The organism is Alteromonas macleodii ATCC 27126 (assembly GCF_000172635.2).
Taxonomy (GTDB): Bacteria; Pseudomonadota; Gammaproteobacteria; order Enterobacterales; family Alteromonadaceae; genus Alteromonas; species Alteromonas macleodii.
In genome coordinates this window covers 4,549,440-4,567,265 of sequence record NC_018632.1, presented here as the reverse complement: position 1 = coordinate 4,567,265, position 17,826 = coordinate 4,549,440, and the positions used below count along the sequence as shown (strand labels likewise).

Here is a 17,826-nt window from a genome sequence, read left to right as displayed (position 1 = left end):
TTACACTTCCTCCAGCCTGAAACCTATTTTAGGAACGGTAATTAGCATTGGTGAGTGAAACGGCTTGTCAAGCTGGTTACGTAGCTGATAGATGTGGCTGCGTAACACATCATTTTGCGGTTCATGTTCTTGCCATAGCTTCTCAGCTATTTCTTGACGAGACACTATCTCTGGTGCCTTTTGACACAGTAATTCTAAAATAGTGTAGGTGGTAGGGTTGAGCACCAATAACTTGTCATCCCGATATGCTTTGCGAGATTTTTGTATGATCTTAAGCGTGCCAAACTGCAAAATTGATGTTGCTACTTGTCCCTTGTAGCGTTTAATCAATGCATTGGCACGAGCGTCAAGGACGTCAAAATCAAATGGTTTTGTTAAGTAATCATCTGCACCATGCTTAAAGCCATTTAACATATCTTCCCTGTTATCGAGCGCCGTTAACATCAGTATGGGCGTTGTAATACCTTCATCCCTAAGCTTATTGCATAGCGTCAACCCGTCCATTCGCGGCAGCATTAAATCGAGTAAAATCAAATCGAAACTCTCAGCTTTTGCAAGCTCAAAGCCTAATTCGCCATTATCAGCATAATCTAGCTCAACGCCTTTACTTTCGTAATACTCAAATAAAATCCCTGCGACTTCTCGACTATCTTCTATCAACAAAATTTTCTGCATTCAGCTCTCTTCTTCTCGTTCTTATTTTCCGCTTACTGGCGTGAAAAAAATGTGAACAACAATCTTTTCACATCTAGCTTGTTAAGCTCCTCAACTCTGACAGCAGTTTGCTTCTGTAGTTTTAAATTTTTAGAGGTTTGGTAAGTGTTATGGGAAAAATCTCATCTGTTCAAAGTCGCATTAGCCCGCCTACTACATTGAGTGTAGTCGTTCCGTACTTTAATGAAGAAAGTGTGCTTTGTGAGTTTCATGCTCGGTTAACACGAGTATTGGATACCCTTTCAGATACTAGCGAAATTGTTTATGTCAATGATGGAAGCACGGATAACAGCCAATCGTTAGTTGAAAGCTTCTCTTCTCATACCTCCTCAATAAAGTGTATTGCGTTAAGCAGAAATTTTGGAAAAGAGAGCGCCTTAAGCGCGGGGCTCGCTCATAGTTCGGGGCTTGCCGTTATCGCAATTGATGCTGACCTACAAGATCCTCCGGAGCTCATTCCTGCTATGTTAACCAAGTGGCGAGAGGGTTTCGATGTGGTAAATATGCAGCGCTCTGAACGACTTGGAGAAAGTTGGCTTAAAAAGAAGTCTGCAGCAGTCTTCTACAGTTTACTAAACATAATGTCCCAAACAGATATACCTGAAAATGTTGGAGATTTCAGGCTGATTGCCCGGGAAGTCGTCGACCATATCAATGCGTTGCCGGAGCGAAACAGATATATGAAGGGAATTTTTTCTTGGCCAGGGTTCAAGCAAGCAACACTTCCATTCACTCGCGATCCACGTTTTTGTGGTGAGTCTAAATGGAATTACTTCAAACTAGTGGGTCTGGCGATTGACGGCATTACATCATTTAGTATCCGTCCACTCAGAGCTGCAACTGTGCTTGGTTTAATTATCGCTAGCAGCGCCTTTCTATATGGACTTTTTGTAGTGTCTAAAACTCTTCTATTTGGTGAACCGGTTTCTGGCTACCCATCACTTATGGTTGTGCAACTTGCTCTTGGCGGAATTCAACTTATCACAATAGGTTTGCTAGGCGAGTATATAGGAAGAATTTTCATCGAAACGAAACAAAGACCACTCTACCTCATTCAGTCTTACTCTGAGAAAGGCGCTGTTCATAAACAAACCCTTAGCGAGAAACGCGCATGACACTAAGTAGGAAAACGCTATTTTGGACTCTCACTGCAGTGCTATCAATTCGTTTGCTATCACTTAGTAGTTACCCGCTTATGGATACTACCGAAGCAAGGTATGGCGAAATGGCGAGGCTGATGTTCGAAACAGGCAACTGGATAACGCCACAGTTCGACTACGGTGTACCGTTTTGGGGCAAGCCTCCGCTCTTTACTTGGATGAGTGCTGCAGGGGTGACACTGTTTGGCATTAATGAGTTTGCACTCAGATTCCCTCATTGGTTAGCAGGTGTATTTGTAATTCTTATTTTGTTCAGCTTCGCTAAACGCCTGGGTATCAGTGGGGTTGTCGCAGCAATAGTAGTGGCGTCATCGGGCATGTTTTTGATTGCTGCCGGGGCGGTAATGACGGATATGGCATTGACCCTAGGTATTACCATTGCAATGTGGGGCTTTTACCTATGCTGGGAAAGTTATGATCAGGACGTTCCAACATTACGCTGGGCATTTGTCGGATTTTCGGGACTCGGCGTAGGACTCCTAGCAAAAGGTCCAATTGTTATATTACTAGTTGGGTTAGCAATTTTCCCTTGGCTAGTAATTAACTATGGACTTGGTACAGGCATTGTGACTTTTTGGCGTCGCATTCCTATCATTCGTGGGCTGGCACTAATGACGGCCATTGCACTGCCGTGGTATGTTCTTGCTGAGCAAGCTACTCCGGGTTTTCTCGACTATTTTTTTGTAGGAGAACATTTTGAGCGTTTTGTCGTTTCCGGATGGGAAGGCGACTTATATGGTACTGCTCACACAGAAACGAGAGGTACCATTTGGCTTTTTTGGGTTTATGCGGCGGCACCTTGGTCAATCATTCTTCCGCTTGTGATTTTCACGCGAATTGGTAACGTTAAAAAGATCATCTCTAACAATAAAAAGCTATTTAGTTTTTTAGCTTGTTGGATGGCATCACCTTTAGTATTTTTTTCATTTGCAGGCAATATTCTGCCCGCCTATGTGCTACCAGCTATTCCCCCGCTCGGGCTTATTTTTTCATTGATTCTCGCGAACCGCATTTGGCAAACTTTATGGTTCCCAGTTGCTGCTAGTATTGCGCCGCTTTTACTTATTGTTACCAGTATTTATATACACGTACACTGGGGTGAAAAACGCAGCGATAAAGCGCTACTTGCGCATAGTAACCCTAGCCTCCCCATCTACTATATCGGAAAACGTCCTTTTTCAGGACAGTTTTACAGCCACGGGCAAGCTAAAGAAATTGATATGAAAGCGACTCTTCCTGAGCTGAGAAGCGCTCAGTTCATCGTTACCCAAGAATCGCTACCCAAAATTACCGACTCACCATTCTTTGACTGCAAATTAGTTTTTGAAGCACATAGCGGGCGCTCTCTTTATGAATGCCAAACTAAACTATGAAGAAAGAGGTCTTTCGATTTATCGGCGTGGGAATATTAGGCTTTTCTGTTGATGCTGCTACATTTTCTATATTTGTATACGCATCACATTTAAGCCTAATTCAAGCACGCATAATTGCTTTTTTGTGCGCGGCAACGGCTACTTGGCTTGGCAATCGACACATTACTTTTCAGAGAGATGACGCTCCTGTTTTGCAACAATGGTTTCGATTTATGACGGTCGCCACAGTTTCTGCACTGCCTAATTTTATCTGCTTCTCCATTGCGAATGTGAAGCTTGGGCAAACTGGAATCATGCCATTGCTCTCCTTATCAATTGGCATCATTGCTGGCGCAGCTTGTAACTATACGCTGTGCAAGTACTGGGTATTTAATGGAAATAGTACTACGAGGTAACGAGAGTTCTTGCTCTTCTCGAGTTCATTTCCATTACATGCCTTCAAGTATCTTTTGCGTATAAGACGTCCACTGGTAAAGAGGAAGTTCTCCATCAATATAATAGTCTGGCTGAATGCCTACCCCATCAATGGCCATATGCGGAATGCGTAAACTTTTAGTCAGGCTGTAATACAAAGTAAAAGTACCGCTCGGCGAATCAGTTTGATACATGTTAGAAATATCGAGTACACCTGCGGTAGTTTGCCCAAACAACTTTACTTTTTTGCTTTGTTTAGCCGCCAGTAAGAACTGCTCAGCGGTGCTGCCATTACTTGAATCAACAAGTACGCCAATACTCTTCGGCAAGGGTTCAATTTTATCGAATGTCTCCACCGTTACGTCTTCATCAATATTGATGTAGCTGCCGATGTGTTGATTAAGAATGTCATACCCGTCTTTTGCCCATAGCTTTTCTTCTTCACTAAAATGAGGGTTTTGCAAAAAGCCAAGCATTCTAGAGTTGTTAAGCTCGGTAGATAAGTATTCCATGCCTACAGTGCGAATAGGGTTGGTGTATAAAATAGGGAGTAAAGACGCATAGCTTACGTCACTACCACCACCGTTTCCTCGGATGTCGATAATGAAGTTTTCAGTTTTTAAAATCGTGTCTAGGTGCTTAGCGATAACCGCGTCGATGTCTTTTTTGAAGGCATGATCGAAAGCCGGTATGCGAACTAACACAGTGTTCTCTGAAACTTTCTCGAATAGCGGAGCTTTTGTACTAAGCAGGCGAACATAGCGTGTTATTTCAGGGGATGATTCTTGTCGCGGTTCCTCACGCGACATAACAATAAAGCTATTGCCTAACACCACTTCATTGTTACCCAAGTACGTAATGGTATCGATTTGTCGGGCGGAGTGATCGCCCATAAAAAACGTCACTTTTGCAGTATTGCTGTCTGCAGGGTCGTTAAGGATAAACTTTACTTGTCCCGCCTTCCATGAAGGGTTGGTACTTTCAACGATATAAGCTTTATGGACATTGCCCTCTTTTTTTAAGGCAACCGTATAGCTTGAGAATTGCCAAATCCCCTCAAGAGTTTCGTCACGTTGGCTTTTCAAATGTTGTTTAAATGCCGATAAGTCGAAATCATGCACTACCGATTCGCGTACCGCTTCCTCTGAGCCATTCGTATTTAGCGCAAGACCAATGTGCCCCTTGCGAAAAAATGTAAGCCAGTCGCTAAGCACTGCGTGGCATTGCGCTTCGCTTTTCGCGCTTTGTACTCGCGCCAAAATCGCACTATTGTGGGCCGAATAAAGGTCCTGCCCTTTTTTCTCTGCGGTATATTGAAAGCCGGCATCGTTGTTTTCAAACGTGCTTTTTAGCCATGCAAACTCACTTTCACACTGAAAGGTACTACCAAACGAACAGAAAGAGGCAAAAAGAGGGTATATCGCAAATCGTTTCACTAAATATGATGTCCATATCTACTTTTAATAACGATAAAGTATCATAAAACCATGATCTTGCGAGCATTTACCAAGCACATACTTGTAAGCAAACGTTTTAACTACTAATTCCTAAAGCGGTGAGTTCACCCCACCGCATAAGGTTTTTCTAGTGCGCTTAAGCCTACACCGTTGCGTTTAATCACTTTAAGCTGAGTAGGAATACGCTCTTTCATGGCTTCAATATGGCTTATCACACCAATCATCTCGCTGAGTGGGTAATGATCTATGCGGATTGGTATAGCATGCACTCAACGTATTTTCCTAACTAGAATGCCCGTCTTCAGAACATATCCGGCACATCCACTCACTGAACATAGAGCCTAGCATTGCTTTGTTTTTGTACATCTGGGCATGAGTGAGTATACTCTGTGTAACTTAACTTCGAGTTTTTTGCCTAAGCTAAGTTCCACTAACAATAAAAAACAACAAGGGAATGTTATGTCTTCTAATAAGGCTCTCTTACCTACGACACTAGTTACTTTGCTACTGTTGGTTTGCTCTTTCTCCACACTGGGCGCAGATCAAACTAAGGCAGAACCCGAGTACGAAAAATTCAGTTCTTTGCCAACGTATTGGACTCCGTCGCTGTCACCCGATGGCTCAAAAATCGCTTTTGTTCAAAACGTTGAGCAAGAAGAAGCGTTTGCCATGCTTGCCACTTACGACTTAAAAAAGGGTGAAAAGCACTACCTACTGCGATCGGACAATGAACGCGTAAAAATAAACTGGTACAACTGGGTGAACAATGAACGGCTGGTGGTTAGCGCTCGTTACGAAACCCGCCGTGGCACCACGAAAGTTCACGACACACGGTTGTTAAGCATTAAGTTTGACGGTGAAGGCGGTGCATTCAACTTGGTTGAATGGGAGAGAATAAAGCGTCGAGCAGGTAACCCGAACCACATTCCTCAATTTCACGATGACGTTATCGACTGGCTGCCTGACGATCCAGAACATATTCTAATTGCCTTAGACGCTGAGGTGTTGGGGCTGCCGTCGGTTTACAAAATCAATGTTAATGATGGTGGCGTAAGTCGCATTATTCGCGGGAAAAAACGCATTAGAGATTGGATGACGGACCAACAAAATAACGTTCGTATAGGTGTTTCGCTTGATTACGATACAGGGGAGCGAGAAGTCTTTCTAAAAGAAGGAGACGATTGGCGCACCTTATTTGCTTACAACGCTATGTCTGACAAGGGTGAATACCCAGTTGGCTTTGCAAAAGACCCAAATATTCTTTATTTCAAAGGTTATAAAGGAGACTTCCGTGCATTGTACACCTTGAACCTTACTACTAATGAGCGAACAGAGGTGTATGCTGATGAAGGGTACGATGTTAATGGTAGCCTTATCTATTCACCGGTTACCCGAGATGCAATAGGAGTACGCCATGACGGTCGACATTATTGGGATGAACGTTACGTCGCTCTTCAAAATGGTATCGATGCTGGTCTTCCTGATTACGACAATACCTTAGTCAGCTTTAGCGACGACGAACAAACATATGTTGTTTATTCAGAGTCAGACACCTTACCAGGAGTTTATTTGTTGGGTGACCGTAAAGAAGGCACGTTAGTGATGCTTTTTGAGCAGTATGCTCAAATAGATCCGGCAAAATTATCTGAGCATACGTTAATTGAATATGAAGCCAGAGACGGCATCAAAATCGAAGCGTATTTGACTTTACCAAAAGGCGAAGGCCCGTTTCCTACCATTATTCATCCCCACGGCGGCCCCGGAGCAAGAGATTTCAGTGGTTTCGACTATTGGACAGCGTATTTTACGTCGAAAGGTTATGCAGTACTAAGGCCTAACTTTAGAGGTTCTAGAGGGTATGGGTACAGCTTTGCGCAAAGCCAAATGAAAGGTTGGGGCTTGGCTATGCAAGATGATATCACCGATGCGGCAAACTGGATGGTAGAGCAGGGGCACGCTGAGCAAGACAACATGTGTATTGTGGGCGCTAGCTATGGCGGTTACGCCGCCCTGATGGCAACTGTCAAAACCCCGGATCTGTTTAAGTGTGCGGTGAGCTTTGCTGGCGTAAGTTCACTTAAACACGTCATTATTCATTCTCGCCGTTTCCTGAACAACGAATTTGTGAAAAACCAAATTGGGGATGATTATGATGACCTTGAAGCGCGCTCGCCTTACTACAATGCGAAAGGGATAAAGACGCCAATTTTGCTGGTACATGGAGATGAAGATAGAGTTGTCCCTCCACTTCATAGTCGCTACATGGCTGACGAGTTAGATGATTACGACAAGGTCTACAAATATGTAGAGCTTGAAAGTGGCGACCACAATTTGTCTATTCAGCGAAATCGACATATTTTCTTTAAGGAAATGGATGCATTTTTAGACCAACACCTTAGGCCAGCGAGTAAAGCGAGTGCTGCAACGGCAAACGTTTCAGCTTCCGAGTAACACCCGTTAAATGCACCAGTATTTACGACAAGATTTTGCTTGGCTGGCGGCTTTTTAACCAAGTTTCAGGTATACTCAACAAGGCGCGTTAATTTCGCGCCTTTTTAATTTCCCCCACTTTATTTCATATTCGAGACTTTATGCCCCAGACTTCTAATGGCGTATCTGAGGATACTGCAGTTGTGCAAAAGCCAGCGCTTGGCCTTGTTGAATTTGTTGCGCTAATGGCTACGATGACATCCCTTGTCGCGTTGAGCATTGACGCTATGCTGCCTGCGTTGATTCAAATTGGCGAGTCACTACAGGTCGCCGAGGCGCATCAAACCCACTTAATCGTTACCGTGTTCTTTTTAGGCATGGCACTGGGTCAAATGTTCTTTGGGCCTTTTTCCGATAGCCGCGGCCGTCGCCTAACTATATTAGTGGGCCTGTGTATTTTCGCCTTAGGTACATTTGTTTGCATGATGGCCACCAATTTGGAGACCATGCTGGTAGGTCGCGTTATTCAAGCATTTGGGGTGTCTGGGCCACGAATAGCCTCTATGGCAATTATTCGCGACCTTTACGTTGGCGATGCGATGGCAAAAGTCATGTCGTTTATCATGATGGTGTTTATATTAGTGCCTATGTTGGCGCCTATTATTGGGCAAACGGTGATGGAGTTGACCTCATGGTTCCATATTTTCACTATGTTTCTCATTGTGGCTACCATGGCCGGCATTTGGTTTTTTTCTCGTCAAGGGGAAACCCTGCCAAGAGCAAGGCGTAAAAAGTTTTCATGGGCGCAGTTTTTCGCATCTTCAAAGTTCATTCTCACTAACCCAGCAGTGATGGGTTACACCTTTGCCATGGGCTGTATTTTTGGGGCATTCTTGGCGTATTTAAGTGCTTCGCAAACCATATTTACTGTGTTTTACAACGTAGGTGAATGGTTTCCCTACATCTTTGCAACGCTTGCTTTTTCAATTGGTCTCGCCTCTTACTTTAACGGCAAAATGGTAATGCGTTTTGGGATGCGCAAGCTTTGTCGTTTTGCACTTAAAGGAGTTAACGGGTTTGCTGTTGTGTATTTAGCGTTGCTGTTGGCGTACGACGGCTTGCCGCCTTTAATTCCTACGGTTACGGTTATGTTTGTAGGCTTTTTCTTTGTGGGCATACTGTTTGGTAACTTAAACGCCATGGCGATGCAGCCGCTTGGCGATATGGCAGGTTTAGGCGCGGCCATAATTGGCTCATTTTCTAGCCTTTTCTCGGTGCCTGTTGCACTGTTCGTCGACAGTTTCTTAAATGGAAATTTAATGCCTATCGGCTGGGGATTTCTCGTCTTTTTTGCTTTGTCTTACGTATCCGTACGCTATGCTGAGCGCGTTCGTGAAGGTTCTATTTAGAAGGTGTATCGGCGTGTCGCAGAGGTCAGTTGCGTAAGAAAGATACTTATTAGCAGGCTTACGGACATAAAAAAGCCCGACCAAAATGGTCGGGCAAGAGGGCTTAGTTAAGCACCTAACGACAGAAACTGTCCTAACCTATGATGGCCTTCATGTCAGTCATGTAGCCACGTAAGGTCTTACCTACCGATTCCACACCGTGTGAGCGGATGGCTTCGTTAATTTCAACAAGGCGTTTGTTCTCTACCTGATTAGAAGTAGCGGCTAAACCCTTACCGATAACGCTGGTATCAATGGTAGGCATAAATTTCTCACGCAAAATTGGAATTGCTGCGTTAGCAAACAAATAGTTTCCGTATTCTGCTGTGTCTGAAATAACCACGTTCATTTCATACAAACGCTTACGTGCGATTGTGTTAGAAATAAGCGGTGTTTCATGCAGTGATTCATAGTACGCAGACTCAGGTAAAATACCGGCTTCAACCATTACGTCGAACGCAACTTCAACACCACACTTGATCATGGCAACCAGTAAGATGCCGTGGTCAAAGAATTCTTGTTCACTGATTTCACCTTCATAAGCCGGTGCGTTTTCAAACGCGGTTTCACCGGTTTCTTCACGCCACTTAAGCAGGTTCGCATCGCCATTGGCCCAATCTTCCATCATGGTGCGAGAGAACTCACCGCTGATGATGTCGTCTTGGTGCTTTTCAAATAGCGGACGAAGTAAATCAGTTAACTGCTCAGAAAGCTCAAACGCTTTCACTTTTGCAGGGTTTGATAGACGGTCCATCATGTTAGTCACACCGCCAATCTTAAGTGCTTCAGTAATAGCTTCTAGGCCGTACTGAATAAGTGCACCTGCGTATCCTGGCTCGATACCGTCATCAACCATTTTTTCAAACGCAAGTACCGCTGCAACTTGTTGCATACCACACAAAATGGTTTGCTCGCCCATGAGGTCAGATTTAACTTCAGCCACAAATGATGACTCAAGTACACCTGCGCGGTCACCGCCCGTTGCACTTGCAAGTGCTTTGGCCTGATCCCAACCTTTACCTTCAGGGTCGTTTTCTGGGTGTACAGCAATCAGAGTTGGTACACCGAAGCCACGCTTATATTCTTCACGTACTTCAGAACCCGGGCTTTTCGGCGCACACATGATTACTGTGATATCGCTACGAATTTGCTGCCCTTCTTCAACGATATTGAAACCGTGAGAGTAACCTAGCGTTGCACCTTCTTTCATAAGCGGCATAACGGCTTCGACTACGCTAGCGTGCTGCTTATCAGGTGTTAAGTTATATACTACGTCTGCTTCTGGAATGAGCTGTTGGTAAGTACCAACGGTAAATCCGTTACTGGTTGCGCGCTTATATGAGTCGCGTTGCTCATCAATGGCTGCTTGACGCAGCGCATAAGAAACATCTAACCCTGAGTCACGCATATTCAGGCCTTGGTTAAGGCCCTGCGCGCCGCAGCCTACAATGACAATTTTCTTGCCTTTTAAGAACTGACAACCGTCAGCGAATTCATCGCGTGCCATGAAACGGCAGCGGCCAAGCTGATCTAACTGCTGGCGAAGTGACAGGGTGTTGAAATAATTAGCCATAAAAATTTCCGAACAACATTCATTTTTGTCAATATCAAACACCGACCTTGGTGTTGACAGACCTCGTCTATGACGACTTGATATTGAGACTAAAAGATTTCTTTTGTTTTGGAAAATGATATATTTGCAAGATAATGTTGCATAAAGTGAAATATTTATGGATTTTCGCAGTCTACAGCTGTTCAATCACCTAGCTACCAGCCTACATTTTGGCATTACCGCCGAGGCCATGTATGTGTCGCCTTCTACATTAAGCCGCGTGATTCAGCGCCTTGAGGACGAGTTAAGCTGTACACTGTTTAAACGTGATAACCGCAAAGTGGCGCTAACCCACAGTGGGCACAAGCTGCTGTCTTTTTCAAAGCAAGCGCTGAAGGATTGGCAGCAGCTAAAGGTCGACTTAAAAGAAGATAACGACGCATTGCAGGGAGAGCTCAGCGTATTTTGCTCGGTTACCGCTAGTCAAAGCCACTTACCCGCTATGCTTAGACAGTTCAGGCAACAGCACCCGGGTGTTGATATACGCCTAATTACCGGCGATCCTGCCCTTGCGATAGAAAAAGTGAAAGGCAAAGAGTGCGACTTATCTATTGCTATCTACACCCCTGATATGCCGACAGATTTACATTTCACCGCGCTTGATAATGTACCTTTGGTACTTATTGCTCCAAGAGAGTGGCGACTTACTCAACTAAGCCAGTTGGACTGGACCAAGCATCAGGTGATTATGCCCGAAACTGGCCCAACCCGTCGTACTGCCTATCACTGGTTTGCTGAACACGGTATTCGTCCAAATGTGTATGCTTATGTCGGCGGTAACGAGGCCATCGTGAGCATGGTGGCACTTGAATGTGGCGTGGGATTTGTGCCTAAAGTGGTACTTGATCACTCCAGTATGGCCAATGCTGTAACCCAAATACCTGTTGAAGATATTGAGCCTTATGCTTTAGGTTTATGCTGCTTGCAGGATAAGCAAAACGAGCCGCTTATAAACGCCTTTATGCAGCTTAATTTGCAAACGCGTGGCTAAGTTTAAGGCATAGCTGGTGCTTAGCTAGTGCTCAACTGTTTAATAAGGTTATCGAGGGCGCGATAGCCCAATGCTTCTGCAATGTGCGCCCGCGATACAGCGTTTTGCTCTTCAAGGTCAGCAATGGTTCTTGCCACTTTTAACGTGCGATGAAATACCCGCATAGACAAATTAAGCTGTTTAGCAGCGGCTTGTAAAAACTGCAAATCAGCGTCATCAAGTAAGCATATATCGGCAAGCTCACCCGCGTGCAGCGCCCCATTTGGCTTACCTTGCCGTAGCCCTTGTTTGTGACGCGCTGCAATGACCCGCTCTCGCGTTGCGTGTATCGAGTCGTCAGATCTATTGGCACGCTCTGGCAGGTCGTAGTCAGGTAGCCGCGGCACTTCGACTTGTATATCAATTCTGTCAAGCAGTGGGCCCGATAATCGGTTCAAGTAGTTGAGCTGTTGCTGCGGGGTTAGTCGGTTATCATCAATGTCACCTGTCGGGCTTGGGTTCATTGCCGCTACTAATTGAAAGTTAGCGGGGTATGTGGCGCTTCCTGAAGCACGAGACAAATGCACGTCGCCGGTTTCAAGTGGCTCGCGCAATACATCCAGTGCTTTTCGCCCAAATTCAGGCAGTTCGTCTAGAAACAAAATACCATTATGAGCCAGCGATATTTCACCTGGCACTGGGTTAGAGCCGCCGCCAGTAAGTGCCACCGCAGAGCTAGTATGGTGGGGCGAACGCAAGTGGCGGGTTAAAAAACGCTCTGCATGCAGTTTTTCGCCTTTCACAGAGTGAATGGCTGCCACTTCCAACGCTTCTTCCTCGCTCATATCGGGTAATAGCGATAGCATTCGGCTGGCGAGCAGGCTTTTACCTGTGCCAGGAGGCCCCACCATAAGTAAATTGTGTGCTCCACTTGCTGCGATAACAAGCGCTCGTTTGGCCTGCTCTTGGCCGATAATGTCATCCCACCCTGAAAGGGGACTGTTAAGTGCTCGCGAGGTAAACGGTTGGCCTTTAGCAAGTTTTTTGTTGCCGGAAAGGTGTTCATAAACAGACTGTAAATCGAAAGCAGGATAGCGTGTTGCGTGAGAAACCAATGCAGCCTCTACGTCATTATCACCCGGGTATACGAGCGCAATGTCTTCGTGTTCAGCTGCCATTACCACAGGAATAAGCCCGTTTACTGGCTTTATTTCGCCGTTTAATGCAAGCTCGCCCACAAAGGCAATGTTGAGCAGGCTAATGTCTGAGATGTAGCCCGACGCAGCTAAAATGCCTACGGCGATGGGAAGGTCGAACCGCCCGCCAAACTTGGGAATATCTGCCGGCGCTAAATTGACGGTTATTCGTTTTGCGGGAAACTCAAAACCACTGTTTATCAGGGCACTGCGTACTCTTTCTCGCGCTTCTTTAACGCTGGTTTCTGCCATACCGACCAGTTGAAAAGCAGGTAATCCATTAGCTAGGTGAATCTCTACACTTACCTCTGGCGCTGCCACGCCCTGCCCTGCAAAGGTTTTAACAACAGCCATTCCCATAATCTAAACAACCTCCTCTCGCTGAATACTTATGATTCGTGGTTATGAAACGCAAACGTGTCAGCGCGGTAAAAATGTAAGCCAACGCAGTCGGCGTAAACTTTAGAGAGAGTCGGGATAAGATGTAACTGTACTAACGATGGGATCTACTGAGAGTGCATAAAACGCTTGGTATGTAATGATCCTGCTCAGCAAACTTAGGCTAGTGCTAGTGCTAGTGCTAGTGGTGGTCGTTGTAGAAAACGGGCAGCTGCCAATGCCAGCGCATGGCGCCAAGCCTAAACAGTACGGTTGTGACAAGGGCCGCAATACCACACCACTGTGTGGCGAGTTCCATTTGCATGCCTATTCCATAAACCACGCCCCCTGCAATACAGGTCATGGCATACAGTTCGCCGTTGAGTACCAGCGGTACCTCTCGGCAAATAACGTCCCGTAACAGACCGCCAAACACGCCGGTAATGGTGCCCATGGCAACCGCCACGGCCATGCCTGTGTCGTTTGCCAAGGCTTTCTCTATGCCTACTACGTTAAACAGCGCTAGCCCGAAAGCATCGGCAATTAATAAATAGTGAAAAGGAAAGCGTGGACTAATACGCAGCCAGATAATGGGTATAAAGGCGGCTATCAGTGTGGTGTATAAATAATCGGTATCGGCAATCCAGAAGACCGGGACATCTAACATGACATCACGCAGTGTTCCGCCGCCAATGGCGGTTGCGCTGGCAAGCACGACCACGCCAAATCCATCCATACGCTTTTGATAGGCCATCAGGGTGCCGGAAATTGCGCACACTGCAACCCCCGCTAAGTTTAACCAATGAAACCAATCAAACATCTTCTTGTACCCTTTTACTACCCTTAAAAACTCGCCATTCCTACCGCAAAATACTTGATCAGGCCTTATGTTTCATGCTATTTCTTTGCCCAATATCGAAACGTACTGTTGAGATTACGGTTCGTGATATTGAGTGATGAGGTAAAGCCATAACCTCTAACGAACAACATTTCATAATTACAATGCCAATGGATATAGGTATTGTATGTCAAATATATCATATAAAACAAAGCGCTACTGATGTGTTAGCAGTTAGGCTTTGTTGCTCCTCGCTTTGAACGACCTTAGATGATGTGTTACATCATCAGTATGACATGCAATTTTGAGTAAAACAGCGCGTATTGGAAGTTGAGCCAAAGCATTACTGGTTTACCACTGTTTTTTAGTTTCACAAAAAGGTCTAGCGCCTAAACCTAGAACCTTAAATTAACGGGAAGGATTTATGCCCAAGTTACGTTCAGCAACTACCACCCAAGGTAGAAATATGGCGGGAGCTCGCGCGTTATGGCGAGCAACTGGAATGAAAGACTCTGATTTCGGCAAGCCTATTATTGCTATTGCGAACTCATTTACGCAGTTCGTACCTGGGCATGTTCACCTAAAAGATCTCGGCCAATTAGTGGCACGCAGCGTTGAAGAAGCGGGTGGTGTGGCGAAAGAATTCAACACTATCGCAGTGGATGACGGTATCGCCATGGGGCACAGCGGTATGCTGTATAGCTTACCATCTCGAGAAATCATTGCTGATGCAGTGGAATACATGGTGAACGCACATTGCGCCGATGCCATTGTTTGCATTTCTAACTGCGACAAGATTACCCCGGGAATGCTAATGGCGTCTATGCGCTTGAACGTACCGGTCATTTTTGTGTCTGGGGGCCCAATGGAAGCGGGTAAAACCAAGCTTTCAGACCAGCTTATTAAACTAGACTTGGTTGACGCCATGGTAGCGGCTGCTGACGACAAAGTTAGCGATGCTGATACCGACGAAATTGAGCGCTCAGCCTGCCCTACCTGCGGCTCATGTTCAGGGATGTTCACCGCGAACTCCATGAACTGTCTAACCGAAGCGTTAGGTTTATCCTTGCCGGGCAACGGCTCTATGCTGGCTACCCACGCCGATCGTGAAGGTTTATTTAAACAAGCGGGCAAACAAATTGTTGAGCTGTGCAAGCGTTACTACGGCGACGATGATGACAGTGTATTACCACGTAATATCTCTAACTTTAAGGCTTTTGAGAATGCCATGAGCTTGGATATTGCCATGGGGGGGTCGACCAATACCATTTTGCATCTGTTAGCAGCGGCAATGGAAGGCGAAGTGCCGTTTACTATGGCAGACATCGACAGATTGTCTCGCAAAGTCCCTCACCTATGCAAAGTGGCACCTTCAACACCCAAATATCACATGGAAGACGTACACCGAGCGGGTGGCGTTTTGGGTATTTTGAACGAGCTAAATAAGGCTGGCTTGCTGAACACCGATGTTAATCATGTTTTAGGAAAACCGCTTACCGACGTTATCAGCGAGTGGGACATCACTAACCCTGAAAACGAAGACGCTATTACCTTTTATCGCGCGGGTCCTGCGGGTATTCGCACGACAAAAGCATTTAGCCAAGATTGTCGCTGGGACGAAGCCGATGACGACCGCGAAAACGGCTGCATTCGCTCTATCGACCATGCGTTCAGTCAAGAAGGTGGCCTAGCCGTGCTTTACGGTAATGTGGCTGAAGATGGCTGTATTGTAAAAACGGCTGGCGTAGATGAGTCTATTCTTAAATTCAACGGAACTGCGAGAATCTACGAAAGCCAAGATGATGCGGTAGCAGGTATCTTGGGCGATGAAGTAAAAGCCGGTGATGTGGTCTTCATTCGCTACGAAGGTCCCCGCGGCGGCCCGGGTATGCAAGAAATGCTGTACCCAACGTCTTACTTGAAATCTAAAGGGTTAGGCAAGCACTGCGCTTTGGTAACAGACGGACGCTTTAGTGGCGGTACCAGTGGGTTGTCTATAGGTCACTGCTCACCTGAAGCCGCCAGTGGTGGTGGCATTGGTCTAGTGGAAGATGGCGATAAAATTGAAATAGATATCCCCAATAGAAGTATCAATATTGCTATTAACGATGAAGAACTAGCAGAACGCCGCGCGAAAATGGAAGCCAGTGATAAGCCTTGGAAGCCGAAAGATCGCGTTCGTGAAGTCTCCACATCTCTTAAAACCTTTGCGGCGTTAGCAACCAGTGCCGATAAAGGTGCAGTGCGTGATGTGACTAAGCTGGAAAATCTATAATGGCAGCCGAACACGTTAGCGATCATGAATATTTGAAGAAGATCTTACTTGCCCCTGTTTACGATGTAGCAGTGGCAAGTGAACTTTCCTATATGTCTTTGCTTTCAGCCGAGCTTGGCAATGAAATTTTTCTGAAACGGGAAGATCAGCAGCCGGTAAAAAGCTTTAAGCTGCGCGGTGCCTATAACCGTATTTGCTCACTAAGCGACGAGCAATTGCAAGCTGGCGTAATTGGCGCCTCGGCGGGTAATCATGCGCAAGGCTTAGCGTACAGTGCAAAAATGAAAGGTATTCAGGCGACTATTGTCATGCCTGAAACCACGCCTGATATCAAGGTAGACGCAGTACGACGCTTCGGAGGTGAAAACGTGAATGTGGTATTGCATGGCACCAGCTTTGATCAAGCAAGTAGCCATGCAAAAGCATTATGTGAGACCCACGGTTATACCTTTGTTCCGCCCTTTGACGACCCCGATGTCATTGCAGGGCAAGGTACAGTCGCGCGAGAGCTGCTAGAGCAAAACCCACACCTCGATATCTTATTTATTGCTGTGGGCGGCGGTGGTTTAGCCGCTGGTATTGCGGTTTACTTAAAGCAACTAAAACCAAGCATAAAAATCGTTGCGGTAGAGTCGGAAGAATCGGCCTGTTTCATTAAAGCAAAGGCGCAAGGCGCGCCTACCGAGCTTGAAAGCGTCGGCATTTTTGCTGATGGCGTTGCTGTTAAAGTGATGGGGCAGGAAACTTTCCGTCTGTGTAATCGTTTAATTGATGAAACCATTACGGTTACTAATGATGAAATATGCGGAGCAATTAAGGATATCTTTGATGATACCCGTGTTATTGCAGAGCCTGCGGGCGCATTGTCGGTGGCGGCAATTCGCAAGTACGCTAAGCAACACGACCTCAAAGGTAAGAAGTTAGGCGGCATTCTGTGTGGCGCAAACATCAACTTTCATACCCTTCGCTATGTGTCTGAACGCTGTGAATTAGGTGAGCAGAAAGAAGCGGTCTTTGCGGTTAAAATTCCTGAAAACAAAGGTGCGTTTAAACAGTTTTGCGAGTGCGTTGGGGCAAAAGCAATCACCGAATTTAACTATCGCTATGCCAGTGAGAGCGAAGCACATATTTTCGTGGGCGTTAAGCTTAAAGGCGGGCAGCAAGAGTTTGCTGCACTGCAAAGCGACCTTGAAAGCAAAGGGTATGACTGCGTTAACTTAACCGATAATGAGTTAGCGAAGCTCCATGTTCGTCACATGGTTGGTGGCCGTCCGCCAACTATTCTCAACGAGCAAGTCTTCAGCTTTGAATTTCCTGAGCGTCCGGGTGCGCTACTGAACTTCTTAAATACGTTAGGTGAACAGTGGAATATTACCCTATTTCACTATCGCAACCATGGCGCAGCAGAAGGTTTGGTATTGGCAGGCTTTGATATCGCACCAGAAAGTAGAGATGACTTTAACCAGCATGTTGCTGAGTTAGGCTATAAGGTTGAAGAAGTAACAGACAACCCCGCCTATCGTTTTTCCTGTCGCAACCAGCGAAGGTCTAAATAGCGAAA

14 protein-coding genes are annotated in these 17,826 nt (G+C 45.8%); 8 read left to right on the top strand and 6 right to left on the bottom strand.

Translation table 11 applies throughout. The features are described 5' to 3' along the window. Positions 1 to 675, bottom strand: a complete 675-nt coding sequence (locus MASE_RS19400; RefSeq protein ID WP_014948430.1) for a response regulator transcription factor — start codon at positions 673 to 675, stop codon at positions 1 to 3. Positions 676 to 824: 149 nt separating this feature from the next. Between MASE_RS19400 and MASE_RS19395 the strand changes: the two genes are divergently transcribed. Genes MASE_RS19395 through MASE_RS19385 form a run of 3 tightly spaced genes read left to right on the top strand, consistent with a single transcriptional unit; the run spans position 825 to position 3,642 of the window. After that, complete coding sequence (locus MASE_RS19395; protein WP_014948429.1) at positions 825 to 1,829, top strand: glycosyltransferase family 2 protein; 1,005 nt, start codon at positions 825 to 827, stop codon at positions 1,827 to 1,829. Next, positions 1,826 to 3,247 (top strand): ArnT family glycosyltransferase, encoded by a 1,422-nt coding sequence (locus MASE_RS19390; protein ID WP_041693375.1) that lies wholly within the window; start codon positions 1,826 to 1,828, stop codon positions 3,245 to 3,247. The genes MASE_RS19395 and MASE_RS19390 overlap by 4 nt, the downstream gene beginning before the upstream one ends. After that, entirely contained in the window at positions 3,244 to 3,642 is a 399-nt protein-coding gene (locus MASE_RS19385; protein WP_014948427.1) for a GtrA family protein, read from the top strand. Before MASE_RS19390 ends, MASE_RS19385 begins: the two co-directional genes overlap by 4 nt. A gap of 33 nt (positions 3,643 to 3,675) precedes the next feature. Here the strand turns inward: MASE_RS19385 and MASE_RS19380 are convergent, their stop codons facing one another. Together MASE_RS19380 and MASE_RS20095 are read right to left on the bottom strand one after the other, a co-directional pair. Continuing rightward, positions 3,676 to 5,097, bottom strand: coding sequence for a S41 family peptidase (locus MASE_RS19380; RefSeq protein WP_014948426.1), 1,422 nt, complete (start codon positions 5,095 to 5,097; stop codon positions 3,676 to 3,678). A gap of 125 nt (positions 5,098 to 5,222) precedes the next feature. After that, positions 5,223 to 5,387: an exonuclease SbcC gene (locus MASE_RS20095; RefSeq protein ID WP_014951399.1), complete on the bottom strand. Its 165-nt coding sequence runs from the start codon at positions 5,385 to 5,387 to the stop codon at positions 5,223 to 5,225. Positions 5,388 to 5,577: 190 nt separating this feature from the next. On the opposite strand from MASE_RS20095, the gene MASE_RS19375 reads away from it, so the two are divergent. Together MASE_RS19375 and MASE_RS19370 are read left to right on the top strand one after the other, a co-directional pair. Next, positions 5,578 to 7,569 carry an alpha/beta hydrolase family protein gene (locus MASE_RS19375; RefSeq protein WP_014951398.1) on the top strand — a complete coding sequence of 664 codons (1,992 nt, stop codon included), beginning with the start codon at positions 5,578 to 5,580 and terminating at the stop codon, positions 7,567 to 7,569. 140 nt (positions 7,570 to 7,709) lie between these two features. Then, the gene (locus MASE_RS19370) at positions 7,710 to 8,957 is read left to right on the top strand and encodes a multidrug effflux MFS transporter (protein ID WP_187289704.1); all 1,248 of its coding nucleotides are present in this window, start codon (positions 7,710 to 7,712) and stop codon (positions 8,955 to 8,957) included. A gap of 133 nt (positions 8,958 to 9,090) precedes the next feature. Here MASE_RS19370 and ilvC read toward each other — a convergent pair whose 3' ends face one another. After that, positions 9,091 to 10,569 carry a ketol-acid reductoisomerase gene (gene ilvC / locus MASE_RS19365; RefSeq protein WP_014951396.1) on the bottom strand — a complete coding sequence of 493 codons (1,479 nt, stop codon included), beginning with the start codon at positions 10,567 to 10,569 and terminating at the stop codon, positions 9,091 to 9,093. A 157-nt stretch (positions 10,570 to 10,726) separates the two neighbouring features. On the opposite strand from ilvC, the gene ilvY reads away from it, so the two are divergent. Then, complete coding sequence (ilvY, locus tag MASE_RS19360; protein WP_014951395.1) at positions 10,727 to 11,599, top strand: HTH-type transcriptional activator IlvY; 873 nt, start codon at positions 10,727 to 10,729, stop codon at positions 11,597 to 11,599. 20 nt (positions 11,600 to 11,619) lie between these two features. Here ilvY and MASE_RS19355 read toward each other — a convergent pair whose 3' ends face one another. Together MASE_RS19355 and MASE_RS19350 are read right to left on the bottom strand one after the other, a co-directional pair. Beyond that, positions 11,620 to 13,134 carry a YifB family Mg chelatase-like AAA ATPase gene (locus tag MASE_RS19355; protein ID WP_014951394.1) on the bottom strand — a complete coding sequence of 505 codons (1,515 nt, stop codon included), beginning with the start codon at positions 13,132 to 13,134 and terminating at the stop codon, positions 11,620 to 11,622. Positions 13,135 to 13,354: 220 nt separating this feature from the next. Further along, positions 13,355 to 13,972 (bottom strand): trimeric intracellular cation channel family protein, encoded by a 618-nt coding sequence (locus MASE_RS19350; protein ID WP_014951393.1) that lies wholly within the window; start codon positions 13,970 to 13,972, stop codon positions 13,355 to 13,357. A 442-nt stretch (positions 13,973 to 14,414) separates the two neighbouring features. Between MASE_RS19350 and ilvD the strand changes: the two genes are divergently transcribed. Further along, positions 14,415 to 16,265 (top strand): dihydroxy-acid dehydratase, encoded by a 1,851-nt coding sequence (gene ilvD / locus MASE_RS19345; protein ID WP_014951392.1) that lies wholly within the window; start codon positions 14,415 to 14,417, stop codon positions 16,263 to 16,265. After that, complete coding sequence (gene ilvA / locus MASE_RS19340; protein WP_014951391.1) at positions 16,265 to 17,821, top strand: threonine ammonia-lyase, biosynthetic; 1,557 nt, start codon at positions 16,265 to 16,267, stop codon at positions 17,819 to 17,821. The genes ilvD and ilvA overlap by 1 nt, the downstream gene beginning before the upstream one ends. Positions 17,822 to 17,826: the final 5 nt, after the last annotated feature.